Below are 16,200 nucleotides of genomic sequence, written 5' to 3'. Positions count from 1 at the left end.
ATCGACCGCATCCACGCCGTTCCGCAGGATAATCAGCCCGCGCATGGCCGAAGTCACCATAATGGGGTCATGACTGCTGCGCGCATCCTGGTCGTCGACGACGAGCCCAACATCCGCGACCTGCTCTCCACGGGTCTCAGCTTCGCCGGGTTCCAGGTGAAGACGGTGGCCAACGGCGCCGCCACGATCTCCGCCGTCCTCGAGGAGGAGCCGGACCTCATCATCCTCGACGTCATGCTCCCCGACATGAACGGGTTCAGCGTGACCAAGCGCCTCCGCGGCGCCGGATTCACCGCCCCCATCCTCTTCCTCACGGCCAAGGACGGCACGGAGGACAAGATCGAGGGCCTGAACGCCGGCGGCGACGACTACGTCACCAAGCCGTTCAGCCTGGACGAGATCGTCGCCAGGGCCCAGGCCATCCTCCGCCGCACGATGCAGGCCGACGAGGAGTCGATCATCCGCGCCGGCGAGCTCTCCATGGACCAGGACACGCACGACGTGCACGTCGGCAAGGAGCCGATCGACCTGAGCCCGACCGAGTTCAAGCTCCTCCGCTACCTCATGCTGAACCCGAACCGGGTGCTGTCGAAGGCGCAGATCCTCGACCACGTCTGGGAGTACGACTTCAACGGCGACGCCGGCATCGTCGAGAGCTACATCTCGTACCTGCGTCGCAAGATCGATCCGCACACGGAGGAGTCGCTGATCCAGACGAAGCGCGGCTTCGGGTACATGCTCAAGGTGGGCAAGACGGTCTGAGACCGTCGAGCCCGCACCCGCCGTCCCCGGACGGCATCGCCGCCGCACGAGGGAGGACCGCATGGCGCACAAGCCGGATGCGGTCACCGCCTGGTGGCGGCGCATCAGCCTCCGTGCCAAGGTCACCGGCGTCACGGTCGCCGTGCTCGCCCTCGGTCTCCTCGTCGCCGGGATCGGGACGGTGCCGCTGCTGCGGAACGCCCTGGTCGAGAACATCAACGCGCAGCTTCCGGCACTGGTGACCAGCGACCTCGTCGACCGGTACTTCGACACCACGACCATCGACGGCGTGACCACGTACACCCCGCGGGACGAGAAGCCCCGCGACTTCTCCTTCGCGATCTACGATGCGGAGGGCGCCCTGCGTGCGACGGCCCCCAGCGCCTCCGGTCGTGCCCCGGTCTTCCCCGCGGAGTACTCCCTGTCGGACGCCCAGGCGAACGAGGATCAGGTGCTCGCCCTCGAGGACACGGACGGCCGGGTCTACCACGCCGCCGCGGCCGTCGTGCAGCAGGAGGGCGACCCGCTGAGCATCCAGATGGTGGCGCTCCCCCTCGCCGAGGCCGACCGCATCATCAGCCAGTACTTCGGGATCTACATCACCATCGCCCTCATCACGATCCTCGTCGCGGCTCTGCTCACCCGCGGACTCGTGACGCTGACGTTCCGCCGGCTCGGGCAGGTCGAGCAGACCGCCATGTCGATCGCCGCCGGCGACTTCCGGCAGCGGCTCACCGACCTGGAGCCGACCACCGAGGTCGGGCGCCTGAACGCGGCCATCAACACGATGCTCGATCGGGTGGATCGCTCCCTGGCCCAGCGCGATCGCACCGTGCAGCACATGCGACGCTTCATCGGCGACGCCAGTCACGAGCTGCGCACTCCGCTCGTCAGCGTCCGCGGCTATGCCGAGCTGTATCGCATGGGCGCGATCAAGGGCGAGGAGGACACCGCCAGGGCGATGGAGCGCATCGAGAAGGAGGCGATCCGCATGGGCGTCCTCGTGGAGGACCTCCTCGCGCTCGCCCGACTCGACGAGGAGCGCGAGCCGCAGATCGTCCCGCTCGATCTCCGCCCCATCGCGCGCGATGCCGCCCTCGACGTGCGGGCCGCAGCTCCGGGCCGCACGATCTCCGTGATCGACCGCACGCTCGAGAACGTCCCGACCACACCCATCCGCACCCCGGTGGTGCCCATCGCCCCGGAGCCCGCGCCGAAGCCGCGCCCCCGTGCCACCCTGTCGCGCCTTCGTCGCCGCGCGCGGCCGCAGGAGCAGCCGCCGGCCATCGACTTCACCGAGGTCGCCGACATCCCGGTGCGTACACCGCCGATCGTGCTCGGCGAGGAGAACAAGGTCCGTCAGGTCGTCACGAACCTCCTGGGCAACGCCCGCCGCTTCTCCCCCGAGGACAGCCCGATCGAGATCGTCGTGGACTCCGACCGCACGGCGGGCACCGCGAGCATCTCGATCGTCGACCACGGCGAGGGTGTCCCGCCGCAGATCCGGGAGCAGATCTTCGAGCGGTTCTGGCGAGCCGACACCTCCCGCGCGCGGGAGACCGGCGGCTCCGGCCTGGGGCTGGCGATCGTCGCCTCCATCCTCAAGGCGCTCAACGGCGACATCGCGGTGTCGGAGAGCCCGGGAGGCGGCGCCACCTTCACCGTCACGCTCCCGCTCGCCCCCGCGCGCTCGACCCCGGAGCATCTCCTCGAGGACACTCAGCCGCTGGAGCGGCTCGACGACCTCCCGTAGGCACTCGTTCCTGCACAGATCTCTCGCGGCGCGTCCCTTCTCCCGGCTTCCGGACCGGACGCGGTCTCGCCTCTCCGACGGCGCTGCAGCCCCCGTACCGTCGGAGCTTCCTCGAAGGGAGATCCCATGACCGTCTTCACCGTCGACACCGACGCCGTCCACGCGGCAGAAGCCGCGACCCGCGCCACCATCGAGCGCCTGCGCGCCGAATCCGCCACGCTCATGTCTCAGCTCCGGCAACTGCAGACCGCGTGGCTCGGCACGGCCTCGGCCGCCTTCCAGAGCTGCGCCGAGGAGTGGCAGGGCGCCCAGCAGCACGTCGAGCTCGTCCTGGACGGTATCGGCACATCGCTCGGCGCCGTGGCCACCCAGTACGCCGAAGCGGATCAGTACTCGGCGAGCCTCTTCCGCTGAGGGACGCAGAAAGCCCCCGGCCGGAGCCGGGGGCTTTCTGTGTGAGACGGGGTCTCTGAACCTCTCAGAGGATCAGAAGTCCATGCCGCCCGTGGGGTCACCCGCGGGAGCAGCAGCCTTCTCGGGCTTGTCGGCGACGACGGCCTCGGTCGTGAGGAACAGGCCGGCGATCGACGCGGCGTTCTGCAGCGCGGAACGCGTGACCTTCGCCGGGTCGATGATGCCCTGTGCGAACATGTCGCCGTACTCGCCGCTGGCGGCGTTCAGGCCCTGGCCCGCGGGGAGCTCGGAGACCTTGTTGGCGACGACGCCCGGCTCGAGACCGGCGTTCAGCGCGATCTGCTTCAGCGGAGCCTCGATCGCGACGCGCACGATGTTCGCACCGGTCGCCTCGTCGCCCTCGAGCGAGAGAGCGTCGAGCGCCTTCGTGCCGGACTGGATGAGCGCGACGCCACCACCGGGGACGATGCCCTCCTCGACGGCTGCCTTCGCGTTGCGGACGGCGTCCTCGATGCGGTGCTTGCGCTCCTTGAGCTCGACCTCGGTCGCCGCACCGGCCTTGATGACGGCCACGCCACCGGCGAGCTTCGCCAGGCGCTCCTGCAGCTTCTCGCGGTCGTAGTCGCTGTCGGTGTTCTCGATCTCGCGACGGATCTGCGTGACGCGACCCTCGATCTGGTCGGCCTCGCCGGCACCCTCGACGATCGTGGTCTCGTCCTTGGTGACGATGACCTTGCGCGCACGGCCGAGCAGGTCGAGCGTGGCGTTCTCGAGCTTCAGGCCCACCTCTTCGGTGATGACCTGGCCGCCCGTGAGGATCGCGATGTCCTGCAGCTGCGCCTTGCGACGGTCGCCGAAGCCGGGAGCCTTGACGGCGACCGACTTGAAGATGCCCTTGAGCTTGTTCAGCACGAGCGTCGCGAGAGCCTCGCCCTCGACGTCCTCGGCGATGATGACGAGCTCCTTGCCGTCCTGGATCACCTTGTCGACGATCGGCAGGAGGTCCTTGATGTTGGAGACCTTCTGGTTCGCGATGAGGATGTACGGGTCCTCGAAGACGGCTTCCTGGCGCTCCGGGTCCGTGACGAAGTACGGGTTCAGGTAGCCCTTGTCGAAGCGCATGCCCTCGGTGAGCTCGAGCTCGGTGCCGAAGGTCTGCGACTCCTCGACGGTGACGACGCCCTCCTTGCCGACCTTGTCGATGGCCTCGGCGATGAGCTCGCCGATCGCGGGGTCGGCGGCGGAGATCGAGGCGGTCGCGGCGATCTGCTCCTTGGAGTCGATCTCCTTCGCCGTGCTCAGCAGCTCCTCGGTGATCGCGGCGACGGCCTTCTCGATGCCGCGCTTGAGGGAGATGGGGTCGGCACCGGCCGCGACGTTGCGCAGGCCTTCGCGGACCAGGGCCTGGGCGAGGACCGTGGCGGTCGTCGTGCCGTCACCGGCGACGTCGTCGGTCTTCTTGGCGACCTCCTTGACGAGCTCCGCGCCGATCTTCTCGTACGGGTCGTCCAGCTCGATCTCCTTGGCGATGGAGACACCGTCGTTCGTGATCGTGGGGGCGCCCCACTTCTTCTCGAGCACGACGTTGCGACCACGCGGGCCGAGGGTCACCTTGACCGCGTCGGCGAGGATGTTGAGGCCACGCTCGAGGCCGCGGCGGGCCTCCTCATCGAAGGCGATGATCTTTGCCATGAGTTTTGTCGTCCCTCCTGGACGTAGACGGTGGGTTTAGCACTCAGAGTGAGAGAGTGCTAACGCCATTCTGGCACTCGACACCATCGAGTGCAAGCCGTGCGATCCGAGAGGGAGACGGGCGTCAGGGCGCGGGAGTCTCGGGCACCGACGCGGCCCGGTCGACGCCGATCACGATGGTGAGCTGCTTCTGGCCGTCCTCGGTCTGACCCGCGTAGTAATCGCTCTGCTGCACCTCGGCACCGCCGATGACGCCGGCGAGGCCCATGGCCGCCTCCTCGTCCTCGGCGCTGACGTAGTAGACGGTCGTCGTGGCGAAGTCGTCGCTCTCGCTGTCGCTGGCGAGCACCGTGTCCGCCGCCCAGCCGGCGTTGATGAGGGTGTCGCGCATCTGGTCGTCGAGGCCGTTGTCCGGGGTCGCGTTGAGGATCAGCACCGAGTAGGTCGGGTCGATCACCCCGGTCTCCTCCGGCGTGGCGACCGCGGACGGCGCGGCATCGGGGAACAGCTCGATCCGCCCCATGACGGCCAGTGCGCCGAAGATGCCGGCGATGATGAGCACGAGGGCAGCGACGAACGACCACAGCAGCACGACCCAGCCGTTCATGCCCGGGGCTTCGGCGCGGTGCGCTCCTACGCGTCCGGTGGAACGGGGGACCTCGTCGAAACGGTCACGGGGGGGCTTGGACACCCCTCGATGCTAGCGGCACGTCCCTGGCAAACCGGTCCGCGACGGGCCCGATCCGTGCGGTCGGCGTCCGCTCAGCCGGTAAAGCCGGGGATCCGCGCGGCCCGTCTGGCGCCGCGGGCGTCGCGGAGCCGACGCAGCCGCCGCACGAGCATCGGGTCGAACTCGAGCGCGGCCTCGGAGTCGATCAGCCGCCCGAGCAGCTGGTAGTACCGCGCCGCGCTCATGCCGAGCTTGCTGCGGATGACCTCCTCCTTCATGCCGCCGTGGCGGGGCCAGGCGGCCTCCAGGGCGAGGATCGCGCGATCGCGCTCCGTGAGGTGGTCTGCGGACATGCCCTCAGATTAGGTCGTCGGACGGCGATCCCCGGTGCGCCACTCCCACCACGCGCCGAGCGGATCCGCGGCGGCGCGCACGCGGCCGTCGTGCGCGACGACGAAGCCCGGCCAGGTCTCCACGGCGACCGGCGGCTCCCACACGTCGAGGAGGCCGGGAGGGTCGATCGTGACCCAGTGCGCCGGCAGTCCCGCGATCGTGGCGACGAGCTCCGTCCGCTCCGCCCGCGGGATGTGCACCAGCACCCCCGGGGTCGTGATGACCAGAGTGGCGTCCGCCGGAGCCGACGCCGCCAGATCGTCCAGGTGGGCGGCCGCGTCGCCGGCGACGAGGAGCGGAGGGTCGGCGGCGACGATGTCGAGCGCGGCGGTGATGCGCTGCTCCCTCCCCTCCTCCCCCGGCCACACGAGTGCGCCGAGCCAGCGCCGGTCGTCGGCGGCCGCCGCGTCCAGCGGGGCGAGGTCGATACCCGCGCGCCACACGACCTCGGGCAGGCGCAGCGGCGGCAGGTCTCCGGACACGGTGCTCTCCAGCAGCACCGTCGAGGGGCCGTCGAGCGGATCGAGGGCGCGGCGTACGCGTCCGTCTCCGTCGGTGAAGCGGAACGAGTAGCGATCGGGGTAGAGGCACAGGCCCGCCGCGGCGCCGATCTCCAGCAGTGCGATCGGCCCGTCGATCTCGGAGAGCACGGGCAGCAGAGCGGCGGTCCGCAGAGGTTCGTTGGTCTGCAGGGCGCGCCGGGTGCACTCGGCGACGAGCCGGTCGGCCTGCGCGAGGACGAACTCACGCCACTCCCGGTACGGTCCGTGACCGGCGCCGAGCAGGCGGGACACGGCGAAGACGACGGGCGGCTGGCGTCGGGTCGGCGGGATCCGTCGCAGAAGCTCCCTGATCTCCGGGTCGGCGGCGACCCCGGCCGCCCACTCCGCGTACAGCGCGCTGCGCCCAGGAGCCTCCGTCGCCGCGAATCGGGCATAGCGCTCCTGCACGGCGTCGGTCATGCGTCCATTCTGACGCGAAGCGCCACCGACGCCCTCGCACGAGGGAGAATGGAGAGGACTCAGGAGGACACGATGCCCTACAGCGTGAACAAGACCGAAGACGAGTGGCGCGACGAGCTCGGCGAAGAGCAGTACGCCGTGCTGCGCCAGGCGGCGACCGAGCGCGCCTGGACGGGTGAGCTGCTCGATGAGGAGCGCGCCGGCCTCTACACCTGCGGCGCCTGCGGTGCGGAGCTCTTCAAGAGCGGCACCAAGTTCGACTCGGGCTGCGGCTGGCCGAGCTTCTACGAGTCGGTCCGGCCGGATGCGGTCGAGCTGCTCGAGGACGACAGTCTCGGCATGGTGCGCACGGAGGTCCGCTGCGCGACCTGCGGTTCGCACCTCGGCCACGTCTTCCCGGACGGCTTCGGCACCCCCACCGGTGACCGCTACTGCATGAACTCGATCGCGCTGAACTTCACGCCCGACGAGTCGTGAGCGCCCTCGACGCCGTCCGCGCACGGCAGTCCTGGTCGAAGGTCGGCGACACCGCCCCGGGGCGCGAGGAGCTGGTGACGCTCGTCGGCGCCGCCGGCCGCGTCGCCGACCATTCCTCGCTGCGCCCCTGGCGTCTGATCGAGCTGCGCGGCGCGGACCGCGAGGCGCTCGGTGCCGCGATCGCCGAGGCTCAGGGAGACGCGGAGCCGTCGACGAAGCCGCTGCGGGCTCCGCTCCTCATCGCGGTGGTCGCGAGCTACCGTCCGAGCGAGAAAGTGCCGCGCTGGGAGCAGGAGGCGGTGGCCTCCGGCGTCGCGCATGTGCTGAGCCTGCTGCTCGATGAGGCGGGGTGGGGCGTCATCTGGCGCACCGGACACTACACGCGCTCAGAGCCCGTGGCGCGCATGCACGGACTGGGCCCCGACGAGGAGCTCCTCGGCTGGCTCTACATCGGCGCGAAGCCCGAGGGCAAGAGCCCCGGCAGGCGCAAGACGGTCGACGCCCGCGCGCTTCTCACCCGGCCGCCGAAGCTCTCTCCGGAGGAGCGGGCGGCAGCCGAGGCGGCGGCGCAGGAGGCCGAGAGGAAGAAGGCCGAGAAGGCCGAGAAGAAGGCCCGTAAGAAGGCGAAGAAGAAGGCGAAGAAGAAGGCCGCGAAGGCCGCGAAGAAGAGCCGCTCCTAGAGCCGGCGTCGACGCCAGGGCACCGCGACCAGCACCGAGCCCACCGCCACGATGACCATCGCGATCACCTGCCACAGCGCCGGTCCCGCCTGCGCCGGCCAGAGCAGGTCGATCACGACGGACGTCACGAGCTGCCCGAGCACCGATCCCAGCCCCATGAGCAGCACGCCCGTGTGCGCGACGATGAAGGCGCCGAGCAGGATGTAGCCAGCACCGAGGAAGCCGCCGAGGTAGAGCCAGGGCTCGGTCGGCAGCGCGGCCGGCCACCCCCGCACGGCGACGCTGGTGCCGGCGGCGACCGCCAGGACCAGGGTTCCCGCGATGAAGCTCATCAGGGTGGCGGCGATCGGCGACTGCACGCGCTGGGCCAGCCGACCGTTCGTCGCGGCCTGCCAGGCGATGCCGACACCGGCGGCGAAGGGCAGCACCAGCATCCACAGCGGGGCGGTCGCCAGCACATCACCCGAGAGGGAGATCCCCACCGCGGCGAGCGCGAGCACGCCGCCCATCACCCGGCCGGGGGTCACGGCCACGACGCCCGCCGGCCCGAAGCCGATGCGGTCGAGGACGAGGCCGTGCAGGGTCTGCCCTGCCACGACACCCACCGTGAAGAGGGAGACGCCGAGGATGCCCGCCGTCAGCCCCTGGGTGGAGACGGTGAGAGCGCCGCAGGCTCCGCCGAGGAGCATCCAGAACGGGATGCTCCGGTCGCGGATGCCGCGGCCGAGGCGCGCGGCACCACCGCGCGCCGAAGGCAGGAAGGAGATGACGACGGCGAGGGCCACGAGCCCCACCGCGAAGGACAGGAAGCCGGCGACGATGCCGTTGTCGACGCGCACGCCCAGGACCCCGTTGATGCGCGCCTGGATCGCGGTCATGACCCCGATCGCGACGGCTCCCCCGAGCGCCAGAGGGGCGGGGAGGCGGCGGGCGGGAGTCACCTCTCGACACTATCGGAGCCTCCGCGGGCACCTGTCCTCCACGGCGCCGTCCTCCCGGAGGACGATCGCACCGCACCGGGGAATCGTCCTCCGGGAGGACGCGCCGCGCCCCGACGGTCCGTAGCGTGGGGACCATGATCACCGCAGAAGGCCTCACCAAGAGATTCGGGGACAAGACCGCCGTCGACGGCGTGTCCTTCACCGTGCAGCCGGGGACCGTCACCGGCTTCCTCGGACCGAACGGCGCAGGGAAGTCGACGACCATGCGCATGATCGTCGGGCTGGACCGTCCGTCGGCCGGCCGGGCGACCGTCGCCGGCCAGGAGTATCGCAAGCTCCGGGCGCCCCTCACCGAGGTCGGCGTGCTCCTCGATGCCAAGGCCGTGCACACCGGACGGACCGCACGCGACCACCTCCGGGCCATGGCCGCCACGCACGGCATCCCGACGTCGCGCGTCGACGAGGTCATCGAGCTCGCCGGCATCGGCGCGGTCGCCCGCAAGCGCGCCGGGAAGTTCTCCCTCGGCATGGGGCAGCGCCTCGGGATCGCCTCCGCACTGCTCGGCGACCCGCACACCCTCATCCTCGACGAGCCGGTCAATGGCCTCGACCCGGAGGGCGTCCGCTGGGTGCGCCAGTTCGTCCGGCATGCCGCCTCCGAGGGCCGGACGGTCCTGCTGTCCAGTCACCTCATGAGCGAGATGGCGCAGACCGCGGACCACGTCATCGTGATGGGACGGGGCAAGGTCCTCGCCGACGCTCCGCTGGCCGAGCTGGTGCGCTCCTGGACGACAAACCGCGTGCGCGTGCGGACACCCCGCCCCACCGACCTCGTGGCCGCGGTGGGCGGTCCGGACGTGGAGATCGTCAGCGCCGCTCCCGATCTGCTCGACATCGCGGGGCTCCCGGCAGCCCGCATCGGCGACCTCGCCGCGGAGCGCGGGATCCCGCTGCACGAACTCACCCCGACCACCGGATCCCTCGAAGAGGCCTACCTCGCCCTCACCGGCGACGCCGTCGAGTACCGCACGAAGGAGCTCTCATGACCGCCGCCCCCGCCGTGACGACCCCGGCCGTCGCGCCCCCTGCCGTCGACTCGGGTCGGCGCCTCACCTTCGCACGCGCCGTGCGCGGCGAGGCGATTAAGCTCATCACCCTCCGGTCGACGTGGTGGTCCATCGCGATCGCCGCCGTGCTGACGATCGGCATCGCCGTCCTCATCGCCCAGGCGATCGATGCCCCCGGGTTCGACCCGATCCAGGCCGTCGTCATGCCGATCCAGTTCACGATGCTGCTCGCCGGCATCATCGGGGCGATCTCGGTCACCGGCGAGTACTCCACGGGCATGATCCGCTCGACGCTGACCGCCGACCCGATCCGCGGGTCCGTGCTGCTGGCGAAGGCCCTCGTGCTCGCGGGCTTCCTGTTCCTGTCGTCGCTGGTCATCTTCGGCGCCGCGGCGGCCGCCGTGTCCCCCGTGGTCGCAGGACGGGAGCAGCGCATCGACTGGTCGGACCCCGCGGCCTCCGTCCTGCCGATCGTGGTCGCCTCCCTCGCCATGGCCGTCTTCGCGCTGATCGGCGTGGCCTTCGGCTTCATCCTGCGCTCGGGTGCCGGAGCGATCGCGGCGACGGTCGGTCTGCTGTTCGTCCTGCCGATCGTCGCGAGCTTCTTCGCGATGGCGGGAGAGGCCTGGGCCTGGGTGATCGACGCCTCCGCTTACCTCCCCGTCGCCGCCGCGCAGAGCGCGATCCTGCCCGGTGACACGGCGACGCTGGATGCGCCGGTCGCCTTCCTCACCCTCGGCTGCTGGGTGGTCGGCGGTCTGCTGGCCGCGTGGGCCGTCCTCCGCACGCGGGACGCGTAGGAGACCGGGTGCCGGCGAAGCGACGCGGAACGGACACGGTCCGGGAGGACGAGGGGCTGCGGCTCCCTCGTCCTCCCGGCCTGTTCCGGCGTTTCTGGGCGCGCCATCCCGTCCTCGCCGACGTCCTGCTCACCCTGCTCTGCATCGTCCTCACGATCACACCCGCCGCGCGCGTCGACGATGCCGACCGCGGCCACGTCGGGCTCGTGCTCGCCGCCCTGCTGCCGCTCTGCGTGGTCGCCGCCTCCGCCACCCTGCTCTGGCGCCGACGGAAGCCGTGGCTCCCGGCGATCGCGGCGATCCTGCTCGAGGTCTTCCTCCTGTTCACCGCGCTGCCGGGGAGCAGCCCGCTGCTGCTGTTCGCCGGCTACTCCCTCGCCGTCTACCGTTCCACCCGTGCCGCGTGGACAGCTTTCGGCATCGGCGTCGCCGCCAGCGCCTCGGGAGCCGGGCTCCTCCTCTGGTCCGGCATCTTCACACTCCAAGAGGCGGTCAACGCCCTGCTCGGCACGGTCGTGCTCGGCCTGATCGGCACCCTGATCGGCGCGAACGTCGGCAACCGGAAGCGCTACCTGGACGCCGTCATCGACCGCTCCCGGCAGCTCCTCGTGGAGCGCGACCAGCAGGCGCAGCTCGCCGCTGCGGCGGAGCGGGCGCGGATCGCACGCGAGATGCACGACATCGTGTCGCACTCCCTGACCGTGGTCGTGGCGCTGTCCGAGGGAGCGGCCGCCACCCCGGACCGCGAACAGGCGCGCGCGGCGGCCACCTCTGCGGCGGACACCGCCCGCAGCGCGCTCACCCAGATGCGGGCGATGCTCGGGGTGCTTCGGGACGACGACGCCCCGCTCCTCCTCGCGCCGGTCTCGCCCGCATCCCCGCAGGAGACCGTCGCGGCCGCGCAGCGGACCGGGTATCCGGTGACCCTCGCCACCACCGGCCACGCGGACGTCTCGTCCGACGTCGCCCACGCGCTCGGCCGGATCGTGCAGGAGGGGCTGACGAACGCGATGCGGCACGCGCCGACCGCGACCGCCGCATCCGTGCGACTCGAGTACACGCCCGCTTCCGTGGTCGTCGAGATCGTCAACGACGGCGTCGCGGGCTCTCCGGGCGAGGGAGGCTTCGGTCTCCGGGGTCTCCAGGAACGCGCCGCCCACGTCCACGGCACACTGGAGTCGCGGCCGGACGGTGCGGGCCGATGGATCCTTCGCGCCGTGATGCCGACAGAGGAGGAGAACAGATGACATCACCCATCCGCGTGCTCCTGGTCGACGACCAGGAGCTGATCCGCCTGGGGTTCCGCATGGTCCTCGAGGCGGAACCCGACATCGTCGTCATCGGGGAGGCCGCCGACGGGAGGGCGGCGATCGCGCAGAGCGCCGCACTCGCCCCCGACCTCGTGCTCATGGACATCCGGATGCCGGAGCTCGACGGGATCGCGGCGACGACCGCCATCGTCGGCGCGCATCCCGAGACGAAGGTGCTCGTCCTCACGACCTTCGATCTGGACGAGTACGCCTTCGGCGCGATCCGGGCCGGTGCCAGCGGGTTCCTCCTGAAAGACGCCCAGCGCCAGGAGATGCTCTCCGCCGTCCGTGCCGTCCATCGCGGAGACGCCGCGCTGGCGCCGCGGGTGACCCGCGTGCTGTTGGAGCACGTCGGCTCGCAGCTCGGAGCCAGCGCTCTCGACGAGGTCGACGACGCCGGGTACCGCTCCCTGACCGAACGCGAGCGCGAGGTGTTCATCGCGATCGGCCAGGGGCTCACGAACGCCGAGATCGCGGCGTCGCTCTACGTCGGCGAGTCCACGGTGAAAACGCACGTCGGGCGGATCCTGGCGAAGCTCGGGGCGCGGGACCGGATCCATGCCGTGATCCTCGCGCACCGGCTCGGCCTCGTCGGTCGGTGAGAGCGGGTCAGCCCTGCGGCGGCGTCCAGGCCGACACGCGGTTCAGGCGCTCGACCTCCTCGGACGACAGCTCCAGCCGCGCTCCGGCGAGCAGATCCGGCACCTGATCCACCGTCCGGGCACTCGCGATGGGCGCGACCACGGTCGGCTGCGCACGCAGCCAGGCCAGGGCCGTCGCGGCGACCGAGGCGCCGTGCGCTCCGCCGATCTCGTCCAGCGCGTCGATGATCCGAAGTCCCGCCTCGGTGGCGTACTTCGCAGCGCCGGCGGCCCGCGGAGACCCCTCTCCCCCGGCGTCCGTCGATCGGTACTTGCCGGTGAGGAAGCCGCTCGCCAGCGCGTAGTACGGCACGAGGCTCAGCCCGAACTCCTCGGCGACGGGGATGATGGTGTCCTCGACGTCGTTGCGGTGCACGAGGTTGTAGTGCGGCTGGACGGCGACCGGTCGCGCGACGCCGAGGCGGTCCGCGATGTCGATCCACTGCCGGATGCGGTCGGCGGTGTAGTTGGACACCGCCACGTGCCGCACGAGCCCGTCCGTGACGAGGGCGCCGAACGCCTCGACCGTCTCCTCCAGCGGCACGGACTCGTCGTCGAAGTGCGCGTAGTAGAGGTCGATCTCGTCGACGCCGAGACGAGCGAGCGATGCCTCCGCCGCGCGGCGCACGTTCCCCGCCGAGAGACCGCGGAAGGCGGGGTGCTGGCTGACCTTGGTCGCGACGACGACGCCCTGGGGCTTCCGCGCCGCGAGCCACGCTCCGATGATCGTCTCGCTCTCGCCACCCTCGTTGCCGGGAACCCACGCACTGTAGGAGTCCGCCGTGTCGATGAAGTCGCCACCCCCGTCGACGAAGGCGTCGAGGACGGCGAAGGAGGCGTCACGGTCGGCCGTCCAGCCGAACACGTTGCCGCCGAGGGCGAGGGGGAAGACGTCGAGGTCACTGGAGCCGATGCGGGTCATGTCCGAGACAACCGCGATGAGCGGCGCGAACATTCCCGCGGTGACGCGAAAAGATGCGCAGGTGGCCGGGGCGGGGTGCCGACCACCTGCACCCCAGTAACATAACACCCTCCGAAGTGATACGCGATATGCGGGCGCGCGCCAACGCGCCACGCAGAGGCGCCGCGATCACGCGGAGGGGTCCGTCAGAGAGAGCCGACTACGGGACTCGAACCCGTAACCCCCGTATTACAAGTACGGTGCGCTACCAATTGCGCCAAGTCGGCGGATGCCATCACAGCTTAGCGATGGCCGGGACGCTCGACGGACTACTTCGCCGGCGCCGAGGTGGCGGTCGGGGTGGGCGTCGGAGACGTCGACTCGTAGTAGGCCTCGCTGGCGACGGACATGACGAACGTCGACAGCTCCTGCGGGTCGTCCAGCGCCCCGACGTACGCCTCGCCGTTCACGACGATCATCGGGGCGGCGGTGAGCACGAGGTCGTCGGAGCCGGGGAGCGGCCCCTCGAGCGCGCGGGTCGTCGCCTCCTTCGCCCAGCTGACGTAGTCGCCGTCCTGGATGCACGAGCGCACGGTCTTGGCGTTGTCCACGCCGACGGCGCCCGCGAGGTTGGCGAGCTCCTCGTCGGACATCCCGTCGCTGCCCACGTCGGGCTGGTCGTCGAGGAGGTCGTGGTTGAACGCGTAGAACTGGTCCGGCGAGTGCGTCGCCACGCAGGCGGCGGCCGCGGCGGAACGCAGCGAGTACTTCGTGCCGTTGGAGCTGGCGGTGAGCAGAGCGACCGGGTGGTAGCTGACGGTCGCGGCGCCGTCCTCGATCCACTGGGCGAGCAGACGGGCGTTGGCGCGCTCGAACTTGCCCGCGTCGGGCGAGAGGTAGTCGACGTAGACGTGCACCTCGACGGCGCCGGCCGCGGACGGCTCGGGCGACGGCGTCTCGCTGGCGCCGGCCTCACTGGGCTCGGGGTCCGGTGTGGGGGACGCGGTGCCGGCGATCGCGGCGGAGGCGATGTCCGTCACCACGACGCCGTCCGCCTCCATGCCGCTGGGGCTGAGCTGCGGCTTGGACGTCTGCGAGGTCACGGCGAGCGTCACGGCGGTCCCGATCGCACCGACCGCGATGATCGCGACCGCACCGATGATGATCCGTCGCATGAGACGCGCCCGCGACTGCTGGGCGTGCACCTTCTGTGCCTTCTCCCGCACGGCCTCGCGCGAAGTGCGAGGGGCGGGGACGTTCGGCGTTTCGTCGCTCGACATCGTTCCTCTTGAGTCTCAGGGGGTCCGGGTTGGCCCCGACCACCGTCGGGCGGTGATCGCCGCTGCGCACGGCCGGGTTCGATGCTAACCAGTGAGGCTGAGAAATACCCAGGTGCGGCCGTTCGTGCCATACTGATCCCGACCCGATGGAGGGTCACGGCGGGTCGCTCCGCCGCTTCATTCACTACGGATCGTCCGGCACGTACCTGCCGGTGAAGGAGAAACACGATGGCATCTGTGACTTTCGACGAGGCCACCCGCCTGTACCCCGGCGGCACCCGTCCGGCTGTCGACAAGCTCAACCTCGAGGTGGGAGACGGCGAGTTCCTCGTCCTGGTCGGTCCCTCCGGTTGCGGTAAGTCCACCTCCCTCCGCATGCTCGCCGGCCTCGAAGAGGTCAACTCCGGCCGCATCCTCATCGGTGACCGCGACGTCACCGACGTGCCGCCGAAGGACCGCGACATCGCGATGGTGTTCCAGAACTACGCGCTGTACCCGCACATGACCGTCGCGGAGAACATGGGCTTCGCGCTCAAGATCGCCGGCGTCGGCAAGGAGGAGCGCGCCGCGCGCGTCCTCGAGGCCGCGAAGCTCCTCGACCTGGAGCAGTACCTCACCCGCAAGCCGAAGGCCCTCTCCGGTGGTCAGCGTCAGCGTGTCGCCATGGGTCGCGCCATCGTGCGTCAGCCCCAGGTCTTCCTCATGGACGAGCCGCTGTCGAACCTCGACGCCAAGCTCCGCGTCCAGACCCGCACGCAGATCGCGTCGCTGCAGCGTCGTCTCGGCGTCACCACGGTCTACGTCACGCACGACCAGACCGAGGCGCTCACGATGGGTGACCGCATCGCCGTGCTCAAGGACGGCCTGCTCCAGCAGGTCGGCTCCCCGCGCGACCTGTACGAGAAGCCGAACAACGTGTTCGTGGCCGGCTTCATCGGCTCCCCCGCGATGAACCTGTTCAGCGCCGACCTCGCCGACGGCGGCGTGCAGTTCGGCACCGAGGTCGTGCCGCTGGACCGCGACACGGTCGGCCGCGCGTCGGGCTCGCAGGTCACGGTCGGCGTCCGCCCCGAGGACATCACGGTCGGCCCGGCCGACGGTCGCGGCCTCTCGGTCGTCGTCGACCTCGTCGAGGAGCTCGGCGCCGACGGCTACCTCTACGGCCACACGGAGATCAACGGCAAGCGCACCGACCTCGTCGCCCGCGTCGACGGCCGCAACCACCCGAACGCCGGGGAGACCGTCACCCTTGCCGCGAACCCGGGTCACGTGCACGCGTTCGACCTCGAGTCGGGCGACCGCCTGAACGACAAGCCGGTCGTCTCGGCCTGATCGGACACTCCACCGCGGCGCGGGCTGACTTCGGTCGCCCGCGCCTCTGCCCTTTCCCCTCCCCCCCCAGGAGCCCCCCGCCAGAACCTCCCCCCGCCACAGCCCAAAAGTGCGAGACCTAACTG

At 70.8% G+C, this 16,200-nt stretch carries 16 protein-coding genes, 1 tRNA gene and 1 pseudogene; 10 read left to right on the top strand and 8 right to left on the bottom strand.

Annotated features, from left to right (window positions below):
- Window positions 1-69: 69 nt before the first annotated feature.
- From ACFU8V_RS15285 to ACFU8V_RS15275, 3 genes are all read left to right on the top strand, one after another.
- The gene (locus tag ACFU8V_RS15285; protein ID WP_025105529.1) at window positions 70-762 is read left to right on the top strand and encodes a response regulator transcription factor; all 693 of its coding nucleotides are present in this window, start codon (window positions 70-72) and stop codon (window positions 760-762) included.
- 61 nt (window positions 763-823) lie between these two features.
- On the top strand, window positions 824-2,515 hold the full coding sequence (locus tag ACFU8V_RS15280; protein ID WP_085606199.1) for a cell wall metabolism sensor histidine kinase WalK: 1,692 nt from the start codon (window positions 824-826) through the stop codon (window positions 2,513-2,515).
- A gap of 126 nt (window positions 2,516-2,641) precedes the next feature.
- Window positions 2,642-2,929 (top strand): WXG100 family type VII secretion target, encoded by a 288-nt coding sequence (locus ACFU8V_RS15275; RefSeq protein WP_249520758.1) that lies wholly within the window; start codon window positions 2,642-2,644, stop codon window positions 2,927-2,929.
- A 72-nt stretch (window positions 2,930-3,001) separates the two neighbouring features.
- Here the strand turns inward: ACFU8V_RS15275 and groL are convergent, their stop codons facing one another.
- From groL to ACFU8V_RS15255, 4 genes are all read right to left on the bottom strand, one after another.
- Complete coding sequence (gene groL / locus ACFU8V_RS15270) at window positions 3,002-4,621, bottom strand: chaperonin GroEL (RefSeq protein WP_025105526.1); 1,620 nt, start codon at window positions 4,619-4,621, stop codon at window positions 3,002-3,004.
- 124 nt (window positions 4,622-4,745) lie between these two features.
- Window positions 4,746-5,312: a LytR C-terminal domain-containing protein gene (locus ACFU8V_RS15265; protein ID WP_029990089.1), complete on the bottom strand. Its 567-nt coding sequence runs from the start codon at window positions 5,310-5,312 to the stop codon at window positions 4,746-4,748.
- 71 nt (window positions 5,313-5,383) lie between these two features.
- Window positions 5,384-5,644 carry a DUF3263 domain-containing protein gene (locus ACFU8V_RS15260; RefSeq protein ID WP_378872484.1) on the bottom strand — a complete coding sequence of 87 codons (261 nt, stop codon included), beginning with the start codon at window positions 5,642-5,644 and terminating at the stop codon, window positions 5,384-5,386.
- Between the two features lie 9 nt (window positions 5,645-5,653).
- The gene (locus ACFU8V_RS15255; RefSeq protein ID WP_378872481.1) at window positions 5,654-6,646 is read right to left on the bottom strand and encodes a DUF2332 family protein; all 993 of its coding nucleotides are present in this window, start codon (window positions 6,644-6,646) and stop codon (window positions 5,654-5,656) included.
- Between the two features lie 72 nt (window positions 6,647-6,718).
- On the opposite strand from ACFU8V_RS15255, the gene msrB reads away from it, so the two are divergent.
- Window positions 6,719-7,123 (top strand): peptide-methionine (R)-S-oxide reductase MsrB, encoded by a 405-nt coding sequence (gene msrB, locus ACFU8V_RS15250; protein ID WP_025105523.1) that lies wholly within the window; start codon window positions 6,719-6,721, stop codon window positions 7,121-7,123.
- Window positions 7,120-7,722 (top strand): annotated as a pseudogene (locus tag ACFU8V_RS15245) (nitroreductase family protein); the annotation flags it as partial. The gene msrB and the pseudogene ACFU8V_RS15245, both read left to right, overlap by 4 nt.
- Window positions 7,723-7,799: 77 nt before the next feature.
- On the opposite strand, the gene ACFU8V_RS15240 reads toward ACFU8V_RS15245, so the two are convergent.
- Window positions 7,800-8,714, bottom strand: coding sequence for a DMT family transporter (locus tag ACFU8V_RS15240; RefSeq protein ID WP_036293476.1), 915 nt, complete (start codon window positions 8,712-8,714; stop codon window positions 7,800-7,802).
- 164 nt (window positions 8,715-8,878) lie between these two features.
- Here ACFU8V_RS15240 and ACFU8V_RS15235 point away from each other — a divergent pair, with 164 nt between their 5' ends.
- Genes ACFU8V_RS15235 through ACFU8V_RS15220 form a run of 4 tightly spaced genes read left to right on the top strand, consistent with a single transcriptional unit; the run spans window position 8,879 to window position 12,523 of the window.
- A complete protein-coding gene (locus ACFU8V_RS15235) occupies window positions 8,879-9,790 on the top strand; it encodes an ABC transporter ATP-binding protein (RefSeq protein WP_025105520.1) in 912 nt (303 codons plus the stop codon).
- Window positions 9,787-10,611, top strand: coding sequence for an ABC transporter permease (locus tag ACFU8V_RS15230; RefSeq protein ID WP_378872476.1), 825 nt, complete (start codon window positions 9,787-9,789; stop codon window positions 10,609-10,611). The genes ACFU8V_RS15235 and ACFU8V_RS15230 overlap by 4 nt, the downstream gene beginning before the upstream one ends.
- Window positions 10,612-10,619: 8 nt before the next feature.
- Window positions 10,620-11,858, top strand: coding sequence for a sensor histidine kinase (locus ACFU8V_RS15225; RefSeq protein ID WP_378872473.1), 1,239 nt, complete (start codon window positions 10,620-10,622; stop codon window positions 11,856-11,858).
- Window positions 11,855-12,523: a response regulator transcription factor gene (locus tag ACFU8V_RS15220; protein ID WP_085606212.1), complete on the top strand. Its 669-nt coding sequence runs from the start codon at window positions 11,855-11,857 to the stop codon at window positions 12,521-12,523. The genes ACFU8V_RS15225 and ACFU8V_RS15220 overlap by 4 nt, the downstream gene beginning before the upstream one ends.
- 7 nt (window positions 12,524-12,530) lie before the next feature.
- Here ACFU8V_RS15220 and ACFU8V_RS15215 read toward each other — a convergent pair whose 3' ends face one another.
- The 3 genes from ACFU8V_RS15215 to ACFU8V_RS15205 all read right to left on the bottom strand — a co-directional run bounded on the left by ACFU8V_RS15215 (window position 12,531) and on the right by ACFU8V_RS15205 (window position 14,743).
- Entirely contained in the window at window positions 12,531-13,484 is a 954-nt protein-coding gene (locus tag ACFU8V_RS15215) for an aldo/keto reductase (protein WP_315105092.1), read from the bottom strand.
- A 193-nt stretch (window positions 13,485-13,677) separates the two neighbouring features.
- A tRNA-Thr gene (locus tag ACFU8V_RS15210) sits at window positions 13,678-13,750 on the bottom strand.
- A gap of 42 nt (window positions 13,751-13,792) precedes the next feature.
- Window positions 13,793-14,743, bottom strand: coding sequence for a thioredoxin domain-containing protein (locus ACFU8V_RS15205; protein ID WP_025104315.1), 951 nt, complete (start codon window positions 14,741-14,743; stop codon window positions 13,793-13,795).
- 228 nt (window positions 14,744-14,971) lie between these two features.
- Here ACFU8V_RS15205 and ACFU8V_RS15200 point away from each other — a divergent pair, with 228 nt between their 5' ends.
- Entirely contained in the window at window positions 14,972-16,075 is a 1,104-nt protein-coding gene (locus ACFU8V_RS15200) for an ABC transporter ATP-binding protein (RefSeq protein ID WP_025104314.1), read from the top strand.
- Window positions 16,076-16,200 lie beyond the last annotated feature (125 nt).

The sequence above is a fragment of the Microbacterium sp. NPDC057658 genome, assembly GCF_042799975.1.
In the GTDB taxonomy this organism is placed as follows: Bacteria; Actinomycetota; Actinomycetes; order Actinomycetales; family Microbacteriaceae; genus Microbacterium.
Note: the sequence above shows the minus strand (reverse complement) of the source record. Positions and strands in the feature narration are given on the sequence as shown.

Excerpts from the sequence above, each read along its gene's own strand:
- ACFU8V_RS15200 (WP_025104314.1), top strand. The coding sequence starts at position 14,972 with ATGGCATCTGTGACTTTCGACGAGGCCACCCGCCTGTACCCCGGCGGC.
- ACFU8V_RS15230 (WP_378872476.1), top strand. The coding sequence starts at position 9,787 with ATGACCGCCGCCCCCGCCGTGACGACCCCGGCCGTCGCGCCCCCTGCC.
- ACFU8V_RS15275 (WP_249520758.1), top strand. The coding sequence starts at position 2,642 with ATGACCGTCTTCACCGTCGACACCGACGCCGTCCACGCGGCAGAAGCC.
- ACFU8V_RS15220 (WP_085606212.1), top strand. The coding sequence starts at position 11,855 with ATGACATCACCCATCCGCGTGCTCCTGGTCGACGACCAGGAGCTGATC.
- ACFU8V_RS15215 (WP_315105092.1), bottom strand. The coding sequence starts at position 13,484 with ATGACCCGCATCGGCTCCAGTGACCTCGACGTCTTCCCCCTCGCCCTC.
- ACFU8V_RS15205 (WP_025104315.1), bottom strand. The coding sequence starts at position 14,743 with ATGTCGAGCGACGAAACGCCGAACGTCCCCGCCCCTCGCACTTCGCGC.
- ACFU8V_RS15285 (WP_025105529.1), top strand. The coding sequence starts at position 70 with ATGACTGCTGCGCGCATCCTGGTCGTCGACGACGAGCCCAACATCCGC.
- ACFU8V_RS15255 (WP_378872481.1), bottom strand. The coding sequence starts at position 6,646 with ATGACCGACGCCGTGCAGGAGCGCTATGCCCGATTCGCGGCGACGGAG.
- ACFU8V_RS15260 (WP_378872484.1), bottom strand. The coding sequence starts at position 5,644 with ATGTCCGCAGACCACCTCACGGAGCGCGATCGCGCGATCCTCGCCCTG.
- ACFU8V_RS15280 (WP_085606199.1), top strand. The coding sequence starts at position 824 with ATGGCGCACAAGCCGGATGCGGTCACCGCCTGGTGGCGGCGCATCAGC.
- groL (WP_025105526.1), bottom strand. The coding sequence starts at position 4,621 with ATGGCAAAGATCATCGCCTTCGATGAGGAGGCCCGCCGCGGCCTCGAG.
- msrB (WP_025105523.1), top strand. The coding sequence starts at position 6,719 with ATGCCCTACAGCGTGAACAAGACCGAAGACGAGTGGCGCGACGAGCTC.
- ACFU8V_RS15235 (WP_025105520.1), top strand. The coding sequence starts at position 8,879 with ATGATCACCGCAGAAGGCCTCACCAAGAGATTCGGGGACAAGACCGCC.